This window comes from Paenibacillus graminis (genome assembly GCF_000758705.1).
Lineage (GTDB): Bacteria > Bacillota > Bacilli > Paenibacillales > Paenibacillaceae > Paenibacillus_AQ > Paenibacillus_AQ graminis.
Genome location: NZ_CP009287.1, coordinates 2,016,174 through 2,034,177, shown reverse-complemented (window position 1 = coordinate 2,034,177; position 18,004 = coordinate 2,016,174). Strand labels below are relative to the sequence as shown.

Below are 18,004 nucleotides of genomic sequence, written 5' to 3'. Positions count from 1 at the left end.
CCTGTTTGGGATTTTAGATGTTCACCTTCCATAGGCTTCCCACACCTGTTAATTTTCATTATCGGCCAGGCATTTAACATTACAATCCATGATGCTATGATGATGTACGGAAGGAGGAATAGCCCTAATGGACATTAGCCAATATGAGAACCTTGTGCCACAGGTTTTTCTGTTCGTCGACCGCAAATGCTTTCCGGACTGGGAGATTGCCAGAAGCCCCATTGATTTCCATGATCTGACGTTCATCCTTGAAGGCCGGGCGGACTATTACATTAACGGCCGGAAATTTACGGTAGAGGCTGGCGACATGCTCTATGCGCCTGCTGGCAGTATCCGCGAGGCCCAGACTTGCAAGCAATCTCCAATGCATTCCTATGCCTTTAATTTTTGCTGGGAAGGGCCGGATAATCATGTCCAGCTGCCTTTCCACACGGTTACGAGAAACCGGAGGACCAAAGAAATTATGGACGATATCCGGGATTTCTCCCATGTGTGGATGGGCAAGCAGCCGCTCTACCGGATGAAGGCCCGGGCTATTTTCCAGCTGATCGTTTACCGGCTGCTTAGCATCGCCCACCATCAGGAGGCACCGCTGGTTGATCCGAGAGTCCATAAAGTGATGGCCTATATCATGGATCACTATTCAGAGAACATGAGCATTTCCAAACTGGCCGCTGGGGTCGGCCTGAATCCCGTATACCTGGGCAAGCTGTTCAAGCAGAACACCGGCTTTACCTGCAAGGAATTCATGAACAAAGTGCGGGTAAACAACGCGGAGATGATTTTGTCGGCAGGCGGTTTCAATGTGTCAGAAGTCGCGGAGCATTGCGGGTATCATGACGTTGCCTATTTCAGCAATGTATTCAAAATGATAAAGGGCTATCCCCCGTCATCTGCGCTGAAATAACGGAGGACACATCGAAAAGGAGCATATCTTCCGCCCTCCTCCGTCTGCCCAATAATTATTAATGTCCGGCATGCCCTGTATAGAAGCTCTCTTCAGGTCCCAGGTATGAATACGGCAGCGGAGCAGCGGACAAAACCAGCTTTTGCAGAACCAGTCCGGCATCCAGGCCATAGAATCGGAGCGTATGCAGCCCTTTGGCCAGCTCATGGGAAGTGACCGAAGTATGGATATTGTCCATCACGGCCCGGCACCATGGTTCATGATCATGATTGCCGCCCTCATAGCCCACCGGAAGGGCGTCTGCAGCCACCGGCGTTCCGTTATCCAGGCTTACTGCATATTTCAATCCGCTGGCCGGTGAGAGGTTATTCGTCGGGGCAATATAGGCTGTCAGGGTGTATTCCCCATCTTGACGCACCAGAATCCGGTACTCCAGATAAGGTGCCTGCTCCGGCTGGGCAAAAGACACCCCGTCCGGGAACATTTTGAGCGAGGATAACGAGCGTCCATAGTTCCCGATGATCCTCCACTCTACCCCGGACCTCGATACACGGCTCATGGCATGCTCCGCCTCGATCGACACGACTTGATGGGCTTCAATAAAAGTCATCGGCGGCACATCCTGAAGGCTGGTCCAATCCACAGCTACCTTCACTCTCACGGCTGTTCCCGCGCCCGAGAGCGTAATTTCACCAGAAGCCGCTTCCCCAAGCCCAAGCTTATCCCAATCCACAGCAGCCTGAATGGTCGTTCCCGTGTCAATCCACCCCCGGGTTTGCTCCAGCCTGATCCAATCTGCGCTGCACTCCGCCTGATACTCAAATCCCGTTTCTCCGCCATTGCTGATCGTAATGTCATAGGTTTCTTTCAGCAGATTGGTAAATGCCGGGAGGCTGGCCGTCCCTGATACATATCCTTGCTCTGTTCCCTCCACATCAACAATCATCAGCGGACCATCGACAGGGGCTAACGTGCTCACCTCCGGATATTTCCATCCCTCCGCATCCCAGTGGACATATCCTACATGAGCCGAGCTCATCATGCCCTGCCATTTGCCTCCCGAGATGCCGTGGTTATAGACTTTCTGCAAGTGCTGATCCCGTCCGATCGCATCTTTTACCAGATTCGCATAGGTGTTGGCAAGCACACTGCCCCGTTCTGCATATAGTCTGTTCAGTCCGGCAAAGATGTTCATTTTGACCACATTAGCTGAAGCTGCCGCAGGATAGTAGACAAGCTGATAATAGGCATCCTTATGCTGTTCGGCAATCAGCGCGTAAAAAGTATCCGCAGCCTGCTCAAGCTCTGCCGCTTGCTTCAAGACCCGTCCGGCCTCATGGTAATGGAGCAGACTAAAGGTTGCGGGCGTGACGATTTCCGGTTTGCGCCGTCCGTTCATCCGGGTGTAACCGGATAATATCTGGGCGATTCCTTCTACTGTACCCGGTTCCAGAGTATGGCCGAACTGCTGCTCCACCCACCGCTTGGTATACTCTCCGGTCCGGTTGGCCGCATTCGTGCCCCACGCCTCAAAGTCATACGCCAAATCCAGGAAGTAGGATACCGGCAGCTCCATCGGCTTCAGATCCCCGACATTGACGATCCATACATCCCGGATGCCATAATCGAACGCCATGGACATCTGCTCCCAGACCTTCTCCAGCGGAATGGTGTTCACCCATTCATAGGAAAACGGACCGCCGTGATAGTCAAAATGGTAGTACATCCCCCAGCCAGCGCCGCGGCGCTGCCCGCGGGCCGCCGGGATTTTGCGGAGATTGCCAAAGTTGTCGTCCGCCAGCAGAATGATAACATCATTTAAGACGTCCCAATCCTTCAGGCCCTCTACCCCGGCGGTGCCATACCAATACTTCTCCACTTCCTTATAGACGGCCAGGATTTGCGGCTCATGCTCCAGATGATATTTCTTCAGCAGCGCTTTTTGCGTCAGGATGATGTCCTTAAGCAGCTCAATATTCTCCCGGTCAGAGCCTTCCAGTGCTGAATCGGCCTCCCCCCGCATCCCGAGGGTGATCAGGTTATGGAAGCTTCCGTTGCGCTTGATTCCGTCTTCCCAGAAGGCGGTGATAGCCTCTCTGTTCCGGGCAAAATCCCACAGGTTGCTTGTTCCGTACTGATGGTACACCTTTTGCCATTCGCTGCCCGCCCGGAACAAAGGCTCATGATGGGAGGTCCCCATAATGATGCCGTACTCCTCAGCATGTCTGGCGTTAGCCAACGGGCTGCTTGTGCCGTTCAGGCTGAATTCAGCGCTCCACATCGCAGGCCATAAATAATTCCCTTTCAACCGGAGGATCAGCTCAAATACCTTGTCGTAAAACTCTTCGTTGAAATCCCCAAACGCTTGAGTCACCCAAGAGCCAAGCGACGGCCAGTCGTCATTTAGAAAAATACCTCTGTATTTTACGGATGGCTCCTTAGAGGTTATATTCAGCAGGCTTGCAGAAATAGCCAGCAGCGGCTGCTTCTCCGGGACAACATCCGCCCAGTAGACCCAGGGGCTGACCCCGATCCGTTCAGAGATCGAATAGATGCCGTAGATCGTTCCCCGCTTATCACTGCCCGCAATAACGAGTGCCTGCTCCACTCCTGCAACAGGCCGTTCAACCATTTGAATCCGGTAGCACTCCCTTTTGCCTTGGATCCCGGATACATCCAGAGTCCCCTCCGCAATCAACCGGTCAATCAGCTCATTGCTGCCAATGGACCCGGCGATGACTGCCGTTCCATCAAGCTTGCAGGTTTCGGAGCAAATGTCAGGCTGTGTTCCGGTCACCAGGTGTACATCTGCCGCAAAAGATCCGGCGGCCCGGCGCAACCCGGCATAATCTTCTCCCTTGGGATCTATGTAGATTGGAGCTGCCTTTCCCTCCTTCACAAATGTGAATTCCTTGCGCTGCGCGGGCTCCAGCTGTTCCACTTCCTGCGGGATTTTTGGCGCTCCGGCAGCCGGTGTATCCGATGGGTGCTTTGGTATCATTGAAATATCTCTCCTTGGCGTTGTTAAGTTCGTGCTTTCAGGCACATTATAAAGGTAAGCGGTTTCAGCCTCCATGGGTAAACTAGCAACTTTTTGTAATTACTAAATAAAAAAACGGAGAAGCCCTCAACAATGGTTGTCAGAGTTTCTCCGTTTGGATAGATTATATTGGGAAGGTGCAGGGATGGGGTTCGCGGTGGAAATCCGCAGACTGTCTATGCTGAAATAGCAGTCTTTCCTGCGGAAAGCTTTCAGGCGGACACTACCGCTCCTACAGTTCCAAGCTTCTCTTCCGCCACTTTTCCCTGTTTATATATTTTCAAGTTCAATCTATATCGTCCGGGTTCAGCTAGTCCAGTCTCCTCCCCCAGCTAGATGTCCATGTCCTTGCCTGTATAGTCAAGGAACATGAACCGGCCTTGTGGAGCATTACGCTGCTCCATCAGGCTAATGATGCCCCCGGCACTGCTGCGCGGGTCTGTCGGCGCCTCTGCCCCGCCCATATCCGTATGCATCCAGCCGGGATGCACGCTGAGCACTTGTACGCCGCGTTCCCGCAAATATACATGCAGCTGCTGTGAGAACATATTCAGCGCCGTTTTGGAAATGGCATAAGGATAGTCACCAGGGTACGCATTCGAGATGCTGCCTGCTTCGGACGAGATGTTGATGATCGAACACTCGGATTCCGTGAGGAGCGGCAAAAAATGCTTCACCACCCGCATCGGCCCGTATAAATTAATATCCATCGTGGTCAGCATATCCTGCAGATCCAGCGCTTCAATCTGCGTGTCACGGGCGTTCAGGACCGCCGCATTGTTAATAATCCCGCCGAGTGTCCGCCCTTGTCCTTTCAGCGAGGCGGCCAATGAGGCAATTCCGCCCTCGTCTGTAACATCAAGGGCCGCTATGGTCAACTTGTCTCCATGGATTGCAGCAAGCTGAGCCAACGGTTCCTGTGCCAGTTCAGGATGGCGGACCCCGGCGATGACTCCATGCCCGCGGTCCAGCGCTTCGGCAACCAGCTCAGCCCCCAGACCCCGCCCGGCACCGGTAATTAGAATATTCATAAAGCATCCTCCTGTCTATACTTTGTTGTCATTCTCCAGCAGTTCCACCAGCACTTTCAATTCCTTGAACGTATCCATATAAGCATAACGCCCTCCGGTATACTCCCCCTTCTGCTGAAGCGGGAAGCCCTTGCCTTCGAGCAGCATGATCTTTTCCTTCATCCCTTCGACGACAAAAGCAATATGATGCGGTCCTTCCCCATGCTCATTGAGGTAATCCCGCCACGTGCTCGGCTGATGATCCGGTTCAATCAGCTCCAGCTGCACAGAACCCATATCAAAAAAAGCAAGCTTCGCCCGCGCCTCCGTCGCCACGCCGTTATATCGGGTCTTGGCCATATCTGCCGTATCGGTCACGACAATGTCCGGCTTTTCCAGCCCAAAAAAGTCAGCATACGCCCCGCTAACCTTCTCAATGTCGTTCACCAGAATTCCAATCTGCGTAATCAAATGATTGCCCAGCCATCCTGACATCCATCATAACCTCCTTGTATTCTGACCAGTCTACCATACCTGCACGATGAAAAGGCTGCTGGCGGGGGCTGCCTGGGCGCGAGTTCTGCTCCGCACGCCATCTGCGGCCTGATCAGAGGTATTTATACCTCTCTTTCCGCTCCGCAGGCCGTCTGCGGCCTGATCAGAGGTATTTATACCTCTCTTTCCGCTCCGCAGGCCGTCTGCGGCCTGATCAGAGGTATTTATACCTCTTTTTCCGCTCCGCACGCCATCTGCGGCCAGATCAGAGGTATTTATACCTCTCTTTCTAACCCCAGCCTGTTTGCGGAAACCCTACCATAGCTCAGTATCCATAAAAGAATGAATATATTCATACCGGCACACTCTATTACTGACAGGGGCAGGAATGGGCCTAAACTTCCCTTTTTCACATAAAGAATTCATCAGTTTTTTGACTGTACGCGGATTCACGCCAAGTTCATTTACCAGATCAACAGGCCGGATGCTCCCGTTCCAACGTGCCGCTAACCGCAGAATGTCACTCTCCAGCCTAGTATACAGACGCCCCTCTCCCTCCGCCTTCTTCAACAAAGATGGAACGAGCAAGGATTTGAGGAGAGAAATGGTCAGCTCCGGCGCCGACTCCAGATCATCATAGGGAACCGCGACCACGCGATACCCCGCAATTTGCAGATAGGTTTCTCTATTTAACTCCTGCCGGTAGCGGGTACGGTCCGTATTTTGCACATGAGGCCCATACCCCTTGATCTCAAAAGCAAACTTCACCTGCCCCGGCTTCCAGACAAAATCAACAAAATAAGGACGGCCCCGCCAATCCATGACCTCATACTCAGGGTGCAGATCAGCCATGTGGCCAAAAATCGGCCACCACACCCGCTCCACAAACATCTGCTCTCCATGCCCATGCCCGCGCTTCAGCCGATCCAGACGTTCCCCGCTTCTCCGGTTCTTATGATCGTCCAGCCACTTACAGTGTTCTTCGGCAAATCCCATCTCTGACCGCCTCCCCGGCACAAAAAAATCCCGCACCCCAAGAAGCCATGGGATACGGGACGTTCTTCGTCCGTTTTTTCTAGATTATAGTGTGTGCAGCTCCCCTGCGTCAATGACATCATACACGATGGTGTTCATCCGCCCAGCCTGTAATGGGTACCCGCCAACCGTTCACTTCGAACTCCGGGTGCAGATTCTCCATCCGCTCACCGGTAATGTGTTACCCTCCATCCCGGGAGCGGAATATGGAAAATATTAGTTTTTTTGTTTCGCTTAACTGGCGTCATGGTTATTTAATGAAATGTCTACAATACACCAAGGGGTGAGGAGCAATGGACCTTAAAAAAAGATCACGCCTGATGCAGCAGTTTATTTTTGTCGGGCCAACTTCCCTGTTTTTCTTTGTGATTGTATTGATTCCATTCTTTTTGGGGCTTTATTACTCGTTTACCAGCTGGAACGGAATCTCGCGCCATGTCGAGTGGACCGGGCTGCGGAACTATATCCATATTTTCACCAAGGACCCTTCCTTCCTGAATTCATTTTGGTTCACGGCCAGGTTCACATTTTTCGGCCTGGTACTGACAAATCTGCTTGGCTTTATGCTCGCCTATGTGCTGACCCGCAAGCTGTTTACGCGCAATCTGCTGCGGACAGTGTTTTTTGTCCCCCATGTCATTGGCGGCTTGCTGCTGGGGTTCATCTGGCAGTTTATCTTTGTTAGAGGATTCGCCTCGGTGGGGCAGGCTACCGGCTGGTCTTTCTTCAATCTGCCTTGGCTCGGCACGGGAGCTACATCGTTTTGGGCCATTGTGATCGTTTTTGTCTGGCAAAATGCGGGTTATCTGATGGTGATCTATATCTCGGCTATCAACAATGTTCCGCAGGGCCTGATCGAAGCCTCCAAGGTGGACGGAGCCGGACGCATGCAAGCCTTGCGCCATGTTACCCTCCCGCTGGTGATGCCGGCTGTAACCGTTTGCTTGTTCCTCTCCATCTCCTGGTCCTTCAAGCTGTTCGACCTGAACCTGTCGCTGACCAAAGGCGGCCCCTTCAAAGCCACCGAGTCGGTCGCGCTCAATATTTACAATGAAGCCTATACGATCAGCAGGTTTGGGATGGGTTCGGCGAAAGCGATGATTTTTTTCGTGATTGTCGCCATCATCTCGCTGCTGCAGGTTAGAGCGACCAAGAAAAGAGAGGTGGAGCTGTAATGGAGACTACCGCCAAGAAATTCAATGTTTCCCTGCTGCTGGCCGAGCTGCTGATGATTCTGCTCGCTCTTGTATTTCTGGTTCCTTTCTATTTCCTGCTGGCCAATTCGGTCAAAAGCTACAGCGAAATTCTATCGGATTCCGCCGCGCTTCCCTCTGTCCTTCAATGGAACAACTACGCAGAAGCCTGGAAAGCTACCGATTTCCCGCACGCGTTCCTGAACTCTTTGGTGGTCACCGTAACCAGCAATGTGCTGCTGGCCTTCCTCTGCTCCATGTGTGCCTATAAAATGGTCCGCAACAACAGCAGGTATAACCGCATGCTCTATGTGGCTCTTGTAGCGGCGATGGTCATTCCTTTTCAGGCAATCATGATCCCGCTGGTGCAGATTGTCAGCCGCCTGGGTGTGATGGATTCGACCGCCGGCCTGATTCTGGCCTACCTCGGTTTTGGTGCCCCCATGACTGTCTTTCTCTTCCATGGTTTCGTGAAATCCGTTCCGGTCGATATTGAGGAGGCCTCGCGGGTGGATGGAAGCAGCCCTTACGGCACCTTTTTCCGGATTGTGCTGCCGCTGATGCAGCCGATCATCGTGACCGTCATTATTCTGAACACCCTGTGGATCTGGAATGATTATCTGATGCCTTCGCTTATTCTGCAGGACCCGGTGCTCCGTACCATACCCATCGCCACTTACTCTTTCTTCGGGCAGTATACGAAGCAGTGGGATCTGGCGCTTCCGGGTCTTGTGCTCGGAATTACACCGGTGGTTATCTTTTTCCTGCTGATGCAGAAGTATATTATTGAAGGCATTGCCCAAGGCTCTGTCAAGGGCTGAGAATAGCAGTTACTTTCAGGCAGAGAGGATGAATGAATATGAGAAAAAGCCGTGGACTTCTCCTCGCATGCTCCCTGCTGCTGGCCGGGCTGACAGCCGGCTGCGGACGCGGCACGGACGATGCGGGCGGGATCAAAACCGTGCATATCTACCAGTTCAAGGTCGAAATATCCGAAGCGCTGGCTAAGCTTAAGACCGAATTCGAGAAGGAGCACCCGGACATCCGGCTGGAGATTCAGAGCGTCGGCGGCGGCAGCGACTATGGCGCCTCCCTGCGGGCGAAATTTTCTTCCGGGGATGAGCCGGATATCTTCACCATCGGCGGCAATAATGAACGCGATATGTGGCTGGAATATCTGGAGGACCTGAGCGGCGAAGCGTGGGCCAAGGATGTGAAGCCGCTGGCCGCCGAACAAATGACCGTAGACGGCAAGCTATACGGCATGCCGATGAATCTGGAAGGATACGGCTTCATTTATAATAAGGATCTGTTCAAGCAAGCCGGAATTACCCAAAAGCCGCTCACGCTGACCGCGCTGCGGGAGGCCGCCGAAAAACTGAAAGCCGCAGGCATCACCCCTTTTGCCAACGGGTACCAGGAATGGTTCGTGCTCGGCAACCACAATGTGAACGTAGCCTTCGCCCAGCAGCCCGATCCTGAAAGCTTTATTGCCGGTCTCACGGACGGCTCTAAGAAATTTGCCGGAGATCCGGTTTTCTCCAGGTGGCTCGACCTGCTGGACCTGACGGTGGAATACGGCAACAAGAATCCGCTCTCGACTGACTATAATACCCAGGTCACCATGGTGGCCAGCGGGGAAGCGGCGATGATGCAGCAGGGCAACTGGACCCAAGGCCAGATCGACGGCATTAATCCGGATCTGAATCTGGGCATCCTGCCGATGCCGATGGACGATACACCGGAAGATAACGATAAACTCTATGTAGGGGTTCCAAGCAACTGGGTGGTCAACAAGTTCTCCCCGGTTAAGGAAGAAGCCAAGCTCTTCCTGGATTGGCTTGTTACCTCGGAGACGGGCAAGAGATACATCACGAAGGAGTTCCAGTTCATCCCTGCGCTCGACAGCATTAAGGGTACCGAAGAGGATCTGGGTACCCTTGGTTCAGAGGTGCTGGAATATACGGATAAGGATCAGGCCTTAACCTGGAACTGGTCACGCCTGCCTAACGGCATGCCGCAGGAATTATCCAGCAGCATCCAGGGTTATCTCGGCGGCAAGCTGACCAAAGAAGGGATGCTGAAGGAGTTCCAGGTCAACTGGGATAATCTCAGTGTGCAGTAATTGCACTTTATGCAGAGGATTGCTCATTATTTTGCTGAAAATCCCATTCTGCTGTATAGAATGCAATTGAACACGCCCCGTTCTTAATGAGTAGACGTTTCGAAGCGAAGCGTTAAATCTTCGTAAGCTTGCGGTATTGCGCCGGGGTCATGCCTTTCAAACGCAAAAAGGTCCGGTAGAACTGTGTAACACTGGAGAAGCCCAGGCTGAAGCTGATGTCCGTTACCGATTCTTCGGATAGCCGCAGCCTTTTTCCGGCTTCGTCTATTCGAAGCCGGAGTACATACTGATAAGGCGTGAGCTGCGTCAATTGCTTGAATGAACGGATAAAATGATAACGGCTCTGCAGGGCAATGGCAGCCATGGATTCAATATCAACAGCAGTCCTGTAGCAGGTATGCAGATAATCTATTACCCGGATCATATGGGGATCAGACGTATAGGGACGAGAGACAGAATTATGGAGGCCGGGCCGGTCTGATTCCCCGTCGTCCTGCAGCAGCCGCTCAAGATACAGCTGCACCTGAAACTCCATCTGCTGGACCATTAGAGCGTCCGTTTCATTACCCAGCAATTCATACGACCAATTGCGGAAGAGCTCAGTGATCTCTTCGGGGTTGAAATTCCGCGCCAGCCTGTATTCCTGTGAGCCTCCAAGCGACTTATGATTCAGCAGACTGCCGCGGAACTTAATCACGATAACAGCCGCTAGGGCTCCCACCTGAAAAGAATGTTCGGTTCCGGGATGCTGCAGCAGACCTTCACCCGGCTGCAGAAGGTAGGTTTGCCTGTTCTGTAATAAGTCACATGTCCCTTGTACGGGTAAGGTGACCTGATACCAGTCCGCATGCTCATGGGGAGTGTTCGCAAAACCGTTTTTGCCTTTCCACAGCTCGAAGGTATCGGTCAGTAAATTAATCTCCATACGATCATCACCTGCTGCCATTATAGCAAAAAGTGCTCCATTTACGAGCACTTTACACAATGACTTTCCACTTGGAGCAGTTTATGATATGAACAATACAGCTGCAGAAAGAAGGTCATCCTCATGATTATTGATGTACATAATGTAACGTGGACCAAAGGCGTCCACACCTTGTTGAACGGGATTAACTGGACTGTACGTCCAGGTGAGCATTGGGCTCTGCTCGGCTTGAACGGCTCCGGCAAAACCACACTGTTAAATATGATCACCGGATATCTCTGGCCCACATCCGGCAGCATCTCAGTGCTGGGTGAGCGTTACGGTGAAGTGGACCTGCGTGAAATGCGCAAATCCATCGGCTGGGTAAGCTCCTCCCTGCAGGAGAAGCTCTATGGCACCGACCGGACACAAAACGTTGTCATCAGCGGCAAACATGCCACAATCGGCCTGTATGAGCACTTGACCGAGCAGGATACCGTGCGTGCCGGAGAGCTGATGAAGCAGCTGGGCTGCTTTCACTTATGGGACCGGGAATACAGAACCTGTTCCCAGGGCGAGAAGCAAAAGCTGCTGATTGCCCGTGCGCTGATGGCAGATCCCCGGGTCCTGATCCTGGACGAGCCCTGCAACGGGCTGGACCTGTTCTCCCGGGAGCGGCTGCTGGACAGCATCCGTGAGCTGGCCCTTTCGAAAGAAATGCCGACGCTAATCTATGTTACCCACCACACTGAAGAAATTCTGCCTGTATTCAGCCACACTCTGCTGCTGCGCAGAGGACAAGTGGTGCAAAGCGGCCTAACCCCAGAAATTCTAACCGCCTCGGTGCTGAGCGATTTCTTTGAATCCGAAGTGATCGTGGACCGGCATGGAGAACGGGTCTATGTGCGTGCTGCTCAGGACTGACTGCCAAAGACTGATGTTCCGGTAATATTTGAGCTTATTGATGCCGGAGCGAAGTGATTTGCTTGGCAAGATATTGCGGTGTATACGGCATGTCGTTCCGCAGCCAGGCGATGATGGTGCCAATCAGGGCGGCTGAACCGTACCAGACCGCCACGTCCTTTTGTATCGCCACTGTTGAAGCATCGGCAGGGCGTTCCTTTTTTTCCACCCGTGCAGCAATCATGTCGGCAATCAGATTGAACAGGCGATCCGAAAAAATCGAGCTTCGTCTTGAGGCAAGCACCGTTTTGTAGAATCTCGCATTAGCAGCAATATATTTAAGCAGGTTCTCCAGGACGGGCCAATCCTCATGTTCTCCCGGCTCTGAATTCCCCGCATCCTCGCTGTTCACTACCTTAGTTATGTCCTCGACCATTTCATCCGCCATCTTTTCCAGCATATCAGGGATATCCTTATAATGAAGATAAAAAGTAACCCGGTTAATTTTGGCCCGCTCGGCAATCCGGTTTACCGATATTTTCTGAACATTCATTTCTTCCATCAGTTCCACAACAGCATTTTTGAGCAATTCACGCGTCCGGAGTACACGGGGATCTGTACGGGGCGTTGTATTATTCATCCTGCTCTCTCCATTCTTATCCCTTTTTCAGATAGACTACATTTTCATTAAGTTTGTAGTTTTTCAGGCTGAAAAGCTACAAATATCCATCGATTGTAAACTAATTTACACTTTCACGAAAATCGTTGCTTGCTTGCATGAAAATTTCATTTATAATCAACTTTATACTTTGTAAACTATACAACACATTGTAAATTTAGTCCATGATCGGCGAGTTGAAAGGATGGAGTGGAGTGAGTAACAAGTCAGAAGCAACAAGCAGTTCCGTGAAAAAAGGCCCCATATTGTTCATTATGATTCTGGGAGCCTTTCTGGCGACACTGAACCAGACAGTCATGAGCGTTGCCACACCGGAACTGATGCATGATTTTAATATTACAGCTGCTACGGCGCAATGGCTGACCACCGGCTATATGCTGGTTAACGGGGTATTGATCCCGATTACGGCATTTCTGATGCAGCGGTTCACAACGCGCGAGCTGTTCCAGACCTCGATGTTTATATTTTTGGCCGGAACGATCGTGTCAGCTCTAGCGTCCAGCTTCCCTATTCTGCTGACCGGGCGTATGATTCAGGCCGCCGGGGCCGGGATTATTATGCCGCTGCTTACCAACGTCATCTTAACCCTGTTCCCCCGCGAAAAACGGGGTGCCGCCATGGGCATGGTCGGGTTAGCCATTATTTTTGCACCTGCAATCGGTCCAACATTGGCCGGATATATTCTGGAGCATTATTCGTGGGAAACTATGTTTTACGGGATGCTCCCGCTGACTGCCATTGTAATCATCTGCGGATTTATCTATTTGAAGAATGTAGCGGAACGCTCATATCCAAAAATTGACCTGACCAGCGTCATCCTCTCCACCATCGGCTTCGGAACATTGCTGTACGGCTTCAGCCGGGCGGCCAGCGCAGGATGGTCGAGCGCAGAGGTAATCGTTTCTCTTGCAGCAGGCGTCCTGTCGCTGGGTTTGTTCACCTGGCGGCAGCTGGCTTCTTCCAGCCCGCTTCTCGATCTCCGGGTCTTTAAATACAACATGTTTTCGTTAACCACTATTATTAGCATCGCAGTTACGATCATCATGTATGCGGATATGATGCTCCTGCCGCTGTATTTGCAGAATGCCCGCGGCTATACAGCTATGGAGTCCGGCTTGCTGCTGCTTCCCGGTGCGCTTATCATGGGGCTGCTGATGCCGGTCACCGGCAAGCTGTTCGACCGGTTCGGGGCTAAATGGCTTGCCGTCGTCGGTCTGCTGATCACCATTGTGACGACTCTGAGCTTTGTAAACCTGACGGATTCAACCAGCTACATGTATCTGGTGTTCATGTCCACTGGACGCCGGATCGGGATGGCGCTGCTGCTCATGCCTATCCAGACCTTGGGCTTAAATCAATTGCCTTCCAAGCTGAATGCGCACGGAACAGCGATCTCCAATACAATCCGGCAAGTGGCCGGCGCCGTAGGGACTTCCCTGCTCGTCACCGTGATGACCAGCCGTACCACGACACACATGATGGATATGATGGCTGCAGGCGGAGCAAAAGGCGCCTCCAAGGAACATATGATTATGGAAGCTTCAATCCAGGGTATCAACGATGCCTATCTCGTCATTGTAGGTATCGGCATCGTCGGCTTGCTGCTGGCCTTCTTCATCAAACGTGTCGGGCAGGCTTCCGAGCAGGAGCCCGAAGCGCAGCTAACACAGGCGATTGCCGAAAAAGCGTGAACTCAGCAACATATAGGCAAAAGAGATCAACGAAGTCATTCTCGTTGATCTCTTTTTTTGGGGATTCCGTTATGGAGCTACTCTCCACTTCTGGCGCAGTTCATCCGTTCGGTACGCCTCTAAAGTAAGTTTGGTGCCATCCCCGGATATGGCCAGTGCCAGATGTTCATGAGCAGAGATAATGGCAGCTGAGCCATCCTCATTCTTCCGGATGATCCACCGCTGATTATTGTAGCCCAGATAAGTATAGAGCTGAATTGTATTCCGTCCTGTGTCCAGATCAAGCGCCTGGCCGGCGGCCGTGCGGATGGAGTAGGAGCCTGCTTCATCTCCTGTCGGCACAAACACCCATTTCTGATCCGTGGCTTCATTGGCATTCCGCACTTTAACAGCTTCGCCATTTGCCAGGCTGTCTGTATACAGGGATTTCCCGGATTCAGTATTCACCAGGCTTGAGGTCATCAAGTCCGCTGGCTCTGCCCCGGTCACCTTTACATTCTGATAAGAGGCCTCCCCGCCAAAGACATGAAGCCCGAAATGTCCCTCCGCAAACGTTCCGTCCCTCAGGTCCATGATCTGCTGTCCTCCCAAATGCACGATAATGCGCGGGCCTTCCGCTTGAATCTTTATGTTGTAGGTTTGACCCGGCAGGATGAAGGCCGGGAATTTCGCCAGAACCTGCCGCTCCTCGAACCGCCCATCGATCTTGTAGAACAGGCGGACAGATTTCATGTTGGGGTCCAGATTCAAGTAGTAGCCGCTGCGCCCATCCCCGCTTGCACGGAACAGAAGTGAACCTGCCCCACCGGATTCGCCAAGCTTCATGTCGGCTTCATACGTAAAATTACCCGCCTGCTCCTGGGCCATATTATTGGCGTCGCTGGAGTATTTCCCACGAATGCCATCCCCTGTGGCGATCCATGAAGCCATGGACAAGTCCTTGGTCCAGCCGCTGAGATTGGTATGAAATTCGCCGCCATATACTTTTACCACAAGGCTGGCAGATGCCTTGCCGTTCGGGGTGGATACCGTAATGACGGCCTCCCCTGCTTTTTTCGCCTGAAGGGTTGCGCGGGAAAAATCTGCTGCATGAATACCAGCCACCTCTTCATTGCTCGACTTCCACTTCAGCGGATGAACACCGCTGCCGGGCCCGTTCTCCACTGCCGCCTGAAGCGTCACGCTGTCTCCGGTCTCCAGTTCACGGTCCGCGGTATCCATCGCAATCCGGGTGGCTGCGCCGCTGTCTGAATTCCATACCGACCCTAGCTTATTCACTTTCAAAGATATCACCTTTACTATGCCGCCCTGGCTATAGAAGCTCATTGCCCTGCTGGCCGGGTCAGGAAAAATGACCTCAGAGAACACCGTCTTTCCCCCATTCCCAAAAACCTCAACAGAGGATTCATCCACCAAAATCCGCAGCTTGATCCGCTTGTTCTCCGCTCTCATAGCCGCTTCATGCCTTGTACTAAAAAGACTGGAGAAATCCGTTATCCCGGAAGCGGACCGGTCAACGAATAGTTGGCTTTCGCCCACCTTGTAGCCGACAACCGTCTTCTGATCCGCACCTTCGCGCACGTGAAACCCAAACTCTGTCGCGGTGCTGCCGTCCGGTATCTCCAATTCGGCTTCAATTTCATACGCACCGGCTATGAGACCCTTCAGCAGGTTGGGAGAAGAAGCACTGACCATCTTATCCGCTGCAGTGAACAGCCTGCTCCGAAGCTGCTCTATTTCCTTAACCGGACTCTGGGCAAGCCGAAGCCCCTCAGGGGTCATGACCAGGGTAACCTCTCTTGGAACGGTCAGCTCACCCTTCCAGCCTGAAGTCGGGAAAGCAAACGGATAATCCCAGTTGGACATCCACGCCAGCATCACTCTGCGCCCATCCGGCATGTCCGAGAAAGACATGGAGGCATAATATTCTTTGCCAAAGTCTGTCCGCAAGACCTTCCCAGCCGGGTTGTCATTCACGAATTTACCTTCAGCAGTCAGACTCCCCACAAAATATTCCGAGTCCGAACCTCCCGTTGCCGGATTTGCCCCTGTACTGATCATGAGCACCCATTTCTTCTGCGGCGTCCCCTGTACAGCCAGCGGGAACAAGTCCGGGCATTCCCATACACCGCCGCGGACATAATCCCCATACCCCCAATTATCGGTCAACGTCCAGTCCAGCAGATTGGTTGAGGTAAAGAAACGGATATGATCGCCCCCGGATACCACCATCACCCAGCGGTTATTCCCGTCATCACGGACCACCTTGGGATCGCGGAAATCCCAGCCTCCCGGATCTTCTCCGTTCCTGCCGGGGTTCTCTATCACAATTGGACGGTCCTTGGCATATTCCCATGTGCGCCCCTTATCCTTGCTGTAAGCAAGACCAATCCGTTGGTTGCCGTTAGGGCCATCCGGGTTATAGGAAGTATAATAAGCTATCAGGCCTTTACCGCCTGAATCCGTGAACAGGCCTGATGCATTCGCTGTATCCGCTACAGCAGCCCCGGACCAGATATGCCCGTGATCATTCCATGGAAGGGCAACCGGCAGGCGTTTCCAGTTCAGCATATCCTTGCTGACGGCATGAGCCCATGTGCCTCCATCCTGATGGAAGAGATGATATTCGCCTTCGAAGTAGACCAGCCCGTTCGGGTCACTGGCGGAACCGCGGACCGGCGTATAATGATACTGGGGACGGAAAGTTTCATTATAATAGCTGCTAGCGTCTATGAGATACGCACCCTGAAAGTAAGCGCTTCCCGTTTTCACCGCAAGTCCGGCATTTCCGGTTGAATACGCAGTATCTTTTATATCCACTGCTGCCGGTGTATACCCGTCCAGGAACACTTGAATCCGGCTGCCCTTTGCTTTGATTTCCACATGATGCTTTGCGCCAATTCTGCCCGGATAAGCGCGCTCTGAGCTTGCTACTACTGTTCCGTCTGCTTTTGCCAGTTTGACACGGACCTGGTCCCCTTCCTTCGCAAGGGTGGCTTCATAGCCGCGGACTCCATCGGCAGAGGAGCGGAATGACAGCGCCGCAACAGCATTGGAACCCAAAGAGATGGTTCCTTCATATACAAAATCAGCGGCTTGCTTGCTAAAGATTCGCTGTGCTTTGCTTGAGTCCTCAGATGTTCCTTTTAGTCCTCTAAGGTCAGGCTCCCACTGCCCTTTATTAACAAGCACTGTACCCAGGTTTCCTTCCAGATCACTTACCCTTATATTCTGGAACACAGCAGAACCATTCTGTACATGGAGCCCAAACCGGCCGGAACGGTATGCACTGTCCTGAATCTCGATCACAGGCTTGTAGAGATTCCCCCAATATACCTTCAGTGAGGTTCCTTCAGCCTTTACTTTGAGATGATAGATCTCCCCTTCCTGGAGGGAAACCTGACGTTCTTCGTATAACTTGCCCGCCCCGCCTGCCGCATCTTTTAAGCGGATTAACCCGGACCCGGGTGCAAGTTGCAGCATATACGAATTCTTCCCATCATCATTCGAACGGAAGATCAAAGATGCCTCCGCCTTCAACTCCTTGAGCATAACATCAGCTTCATACAGAAAATCTTCTGCCCCTATTTCAGAAACAGCCATTACATTATCCTCCGGACCGGAGGTCAGCAGAAGTCCTTCTGCGGTATTCTCCATTCCGCCCTTTCCTTTGACTTGCCATCCCGTCAGATTTGTTTTCACATTGGCAGCGCTCTCAAAAATAGAAAGACCCTCCTTGTCTGGTTCCCCTGTCCCTTGAGCTGCTGGCGCAGCCCAGCCTGTGGCAGGATTTACTGCGTAAATGCCCGATGAAGCCATCACGGTTCCTATAACCATCAGAATGCACAGTGCTGCTTGGAATTTTTTCTTCATCTATTAGCCTCCATTTCTCCTCTGCGCAATTTGATTGAACTTGTGATTTTCTATTTTGGGATTTGGACGTGACTCCGGGGAATGTTTGGACTTCCGGCCGCTGCCCATCTGCAGATTTCTTGAATTTATACCGCTGTTCGCGGTGGAAA

13 protein-coding genes are annotated in these 18,004 nt (G+C 52.3%); 6 read left to right on the top strand and 7 right to left on the bottom strand.

The features are described from left to right. Positions 1–127 precede the first annotated feature (127 nt). Entirely contained in the window at positions 128–907 is a 780-nt protein-coding gene (locus PGRAT_RS08220; RefSeq protein ID WP_025709516.1) for a helix-turn-helix domain-containing protein, read from the top strand. Between the two features lie 58 nt (positions 908–965). Here the strand turns inward: PGRAT_RS08220 and PGRAT_RS08215 are convergent, their stop codons facing one another. The 4 genes from PGRAT_RS08215 to PGRAT_RS08195 form a co-directional block, all read right to left on the bottom strand. Next, the gene (locus PGRAT_RS08215; RefSeq protein ID WP_025709517.1) at positions 966–3,908 is read right to left on the bottom strand and encodes a glycosyl hydrolase 115 family protein; all 2,943 of its coding nucleotides are present in this window, start codon (positions 3,906–3,908) and stop codon (positions 966–968) included. 371 nt (positions 3,909–4,279) lie between these two features. Beyond that, on the bottom strand, positions 4,280–4,978 hold the full coding sequence (locus tag PGRAT_RS08210) for an SDR family oxidoreductase (RefSeq protein WP_025709518.1): 699 nt from the start codon (positions 4,976–4,978) through the stop codon (positions 4,280–4,282). 15 nt (positions 4,979–4,993) lie between these two features. Then, entirely contained in the window at positions 4,994–5,452 is a 459-nt protein-coding gene (locus PGRAT_RS08205; protein ID WP_025709520.1) for a VOC family protein, read from the bottom strand. Between the two features lie 315 nt (positions 5,453–5,767). Beyond that, positions 5,768–6,448, bottom strand: coding sequence for a hypothetical protein (locus PGRAT_RS08195; protein WP_025709522.1), 681 nt, complete (start codon positions 6,446–6,448; stop codon positions 5,768–5,770). 332 nt (positions 6,449–6,780) lie between these two features. Here PGRAT_RS08195 and PGRAT_RS08190 point away from each other — a divergent pair, with 332 nt between their 5' ends. From PGRAT_RS08190 to PGRAT_RS08180, 3 genes are read left to right on the top strand one after another with little or no spacing between them, the layout of a single operon-like run. Beyond that, positions 6,781–7,662 carry a carbohydrate ABC transporter permease gene (locus tag PGRAT_RS08190; protein ID WP_025709523.1) on the top strand — a complete coding sequence of 294 codons (882 nt, stop codon included), beginning with the start codon at positions 6,781–6,783 and terminating at the stop codon, positions 7,660–7,662. Then, positions 7,662–8,501 carry a carbohydrate ABC transporter permease gene (locus tag PGRAT_RS08185; RefSeq protein ID WP_025709525.1) on the top strand — a complete coding sequence of 280 codons (840 nt, stop codon included), beginning with the start codon at positions 7,662–7,664 and terminating at the stop codon, positions 8,499–8,501. Before PGRAT_RS08190 ends, PGRAT_RS08185 begins: the two co-directional genes overlap by 1 nt. 38 nt (positions 8,502–8,539) lie before the next feature. Next, positions 8,540–9,805: an ABC transporter substrate-binding protein gene (locus tag PGRAT_RS08180; protein ID WP_025709527.1), complete on the top strand. Its 1,266-nt coding sequence runs from the start codon at positions 8,540–8,542 to the stop codon at positions 9,803–9,805. Positions 9,806–9,917: 112 nt separating this feature from the next. Here PGRAT_RS08180 and PGRAT_RS08175 read toward each other — a convergent pair whose 3' ends face one another. Beyond that, positions 9,918–10,730 (bottom strand): AraC family transcriptional regulator, encoded by an 813-nt coding sequence (locus PGRAT_RS08175; protein WP_025709529.1) that lies wholly within the window; start codon positions 10,728–10,730, stop codon positions 9,918–9,920. A gap of 123 nt (positions 10,731–10,853) precedes the next feature. On the opposite strand from PGRAT_RS08175, the gene PGRAT_RS08170 reads away from it, so the two are divergent. Then, positions 10,854–11,633: an ABC transporter ATP-binding protein gene (locus PGRAT_RS08170; protein WP_025709531.1), complete on the top strand. Its 780-nt coding sequence runs from the start codon at positions 10,854–10,856 to the stop codon at positions 11,631–11,633. Between the two features lie 34 nt (positions 11,634–11,667). Here the strand turns inward: PGRAT_RS08170 and PGRAT_RS08165 are convergent, their stop codons facing one another. Then, on the bottom strand, positions 11,668–12,252 hold the full coding sequence (locus PGRAT_RS08165) for a TetR/AcrR family transcriptional regulator (protein ID WP_025709533.1): 585 nt from the start codon (positions 12,250–12,252) through the stop codon (positions 11,668–11,670). A gap of 293 nt (positions 12,253–12,545) precedes the next feature. On the opposite strand from PGRAT_RS08165, the gene PGRAT_RS08160 reads away from it, so the two are divergent. Next, complete coding sequence (locus tag PGRAT_RS08160; protein ID WP_244884081.1) at positions 12,546–13,982, top strand: DHA2 family efflux MFS transporter permease subunit; 1,437 nt, start codon at positions 12,546–12,548, stop codon at positions 13,980–13,982. 69 nt (positions 13,983–14,051) lie between these two features. Here the strand turns inward: PGRAT_RS08160 and PGRAT_RS08155 are convergent, their stop codons facing one another. Next, on the bottom strand, positions 14,052–17,855 hold the full coding sequence (locus PGRAT_RS08155; protein WP_052415703.1) for a GH32 C-terminal domain-containing protein: 3,804 nt from the start codon (positions 17,853–17,855) through the stop codon (positions 14,052–14,054). Positions 17,856–18,004: the final 149 nt, after the last annotated feature.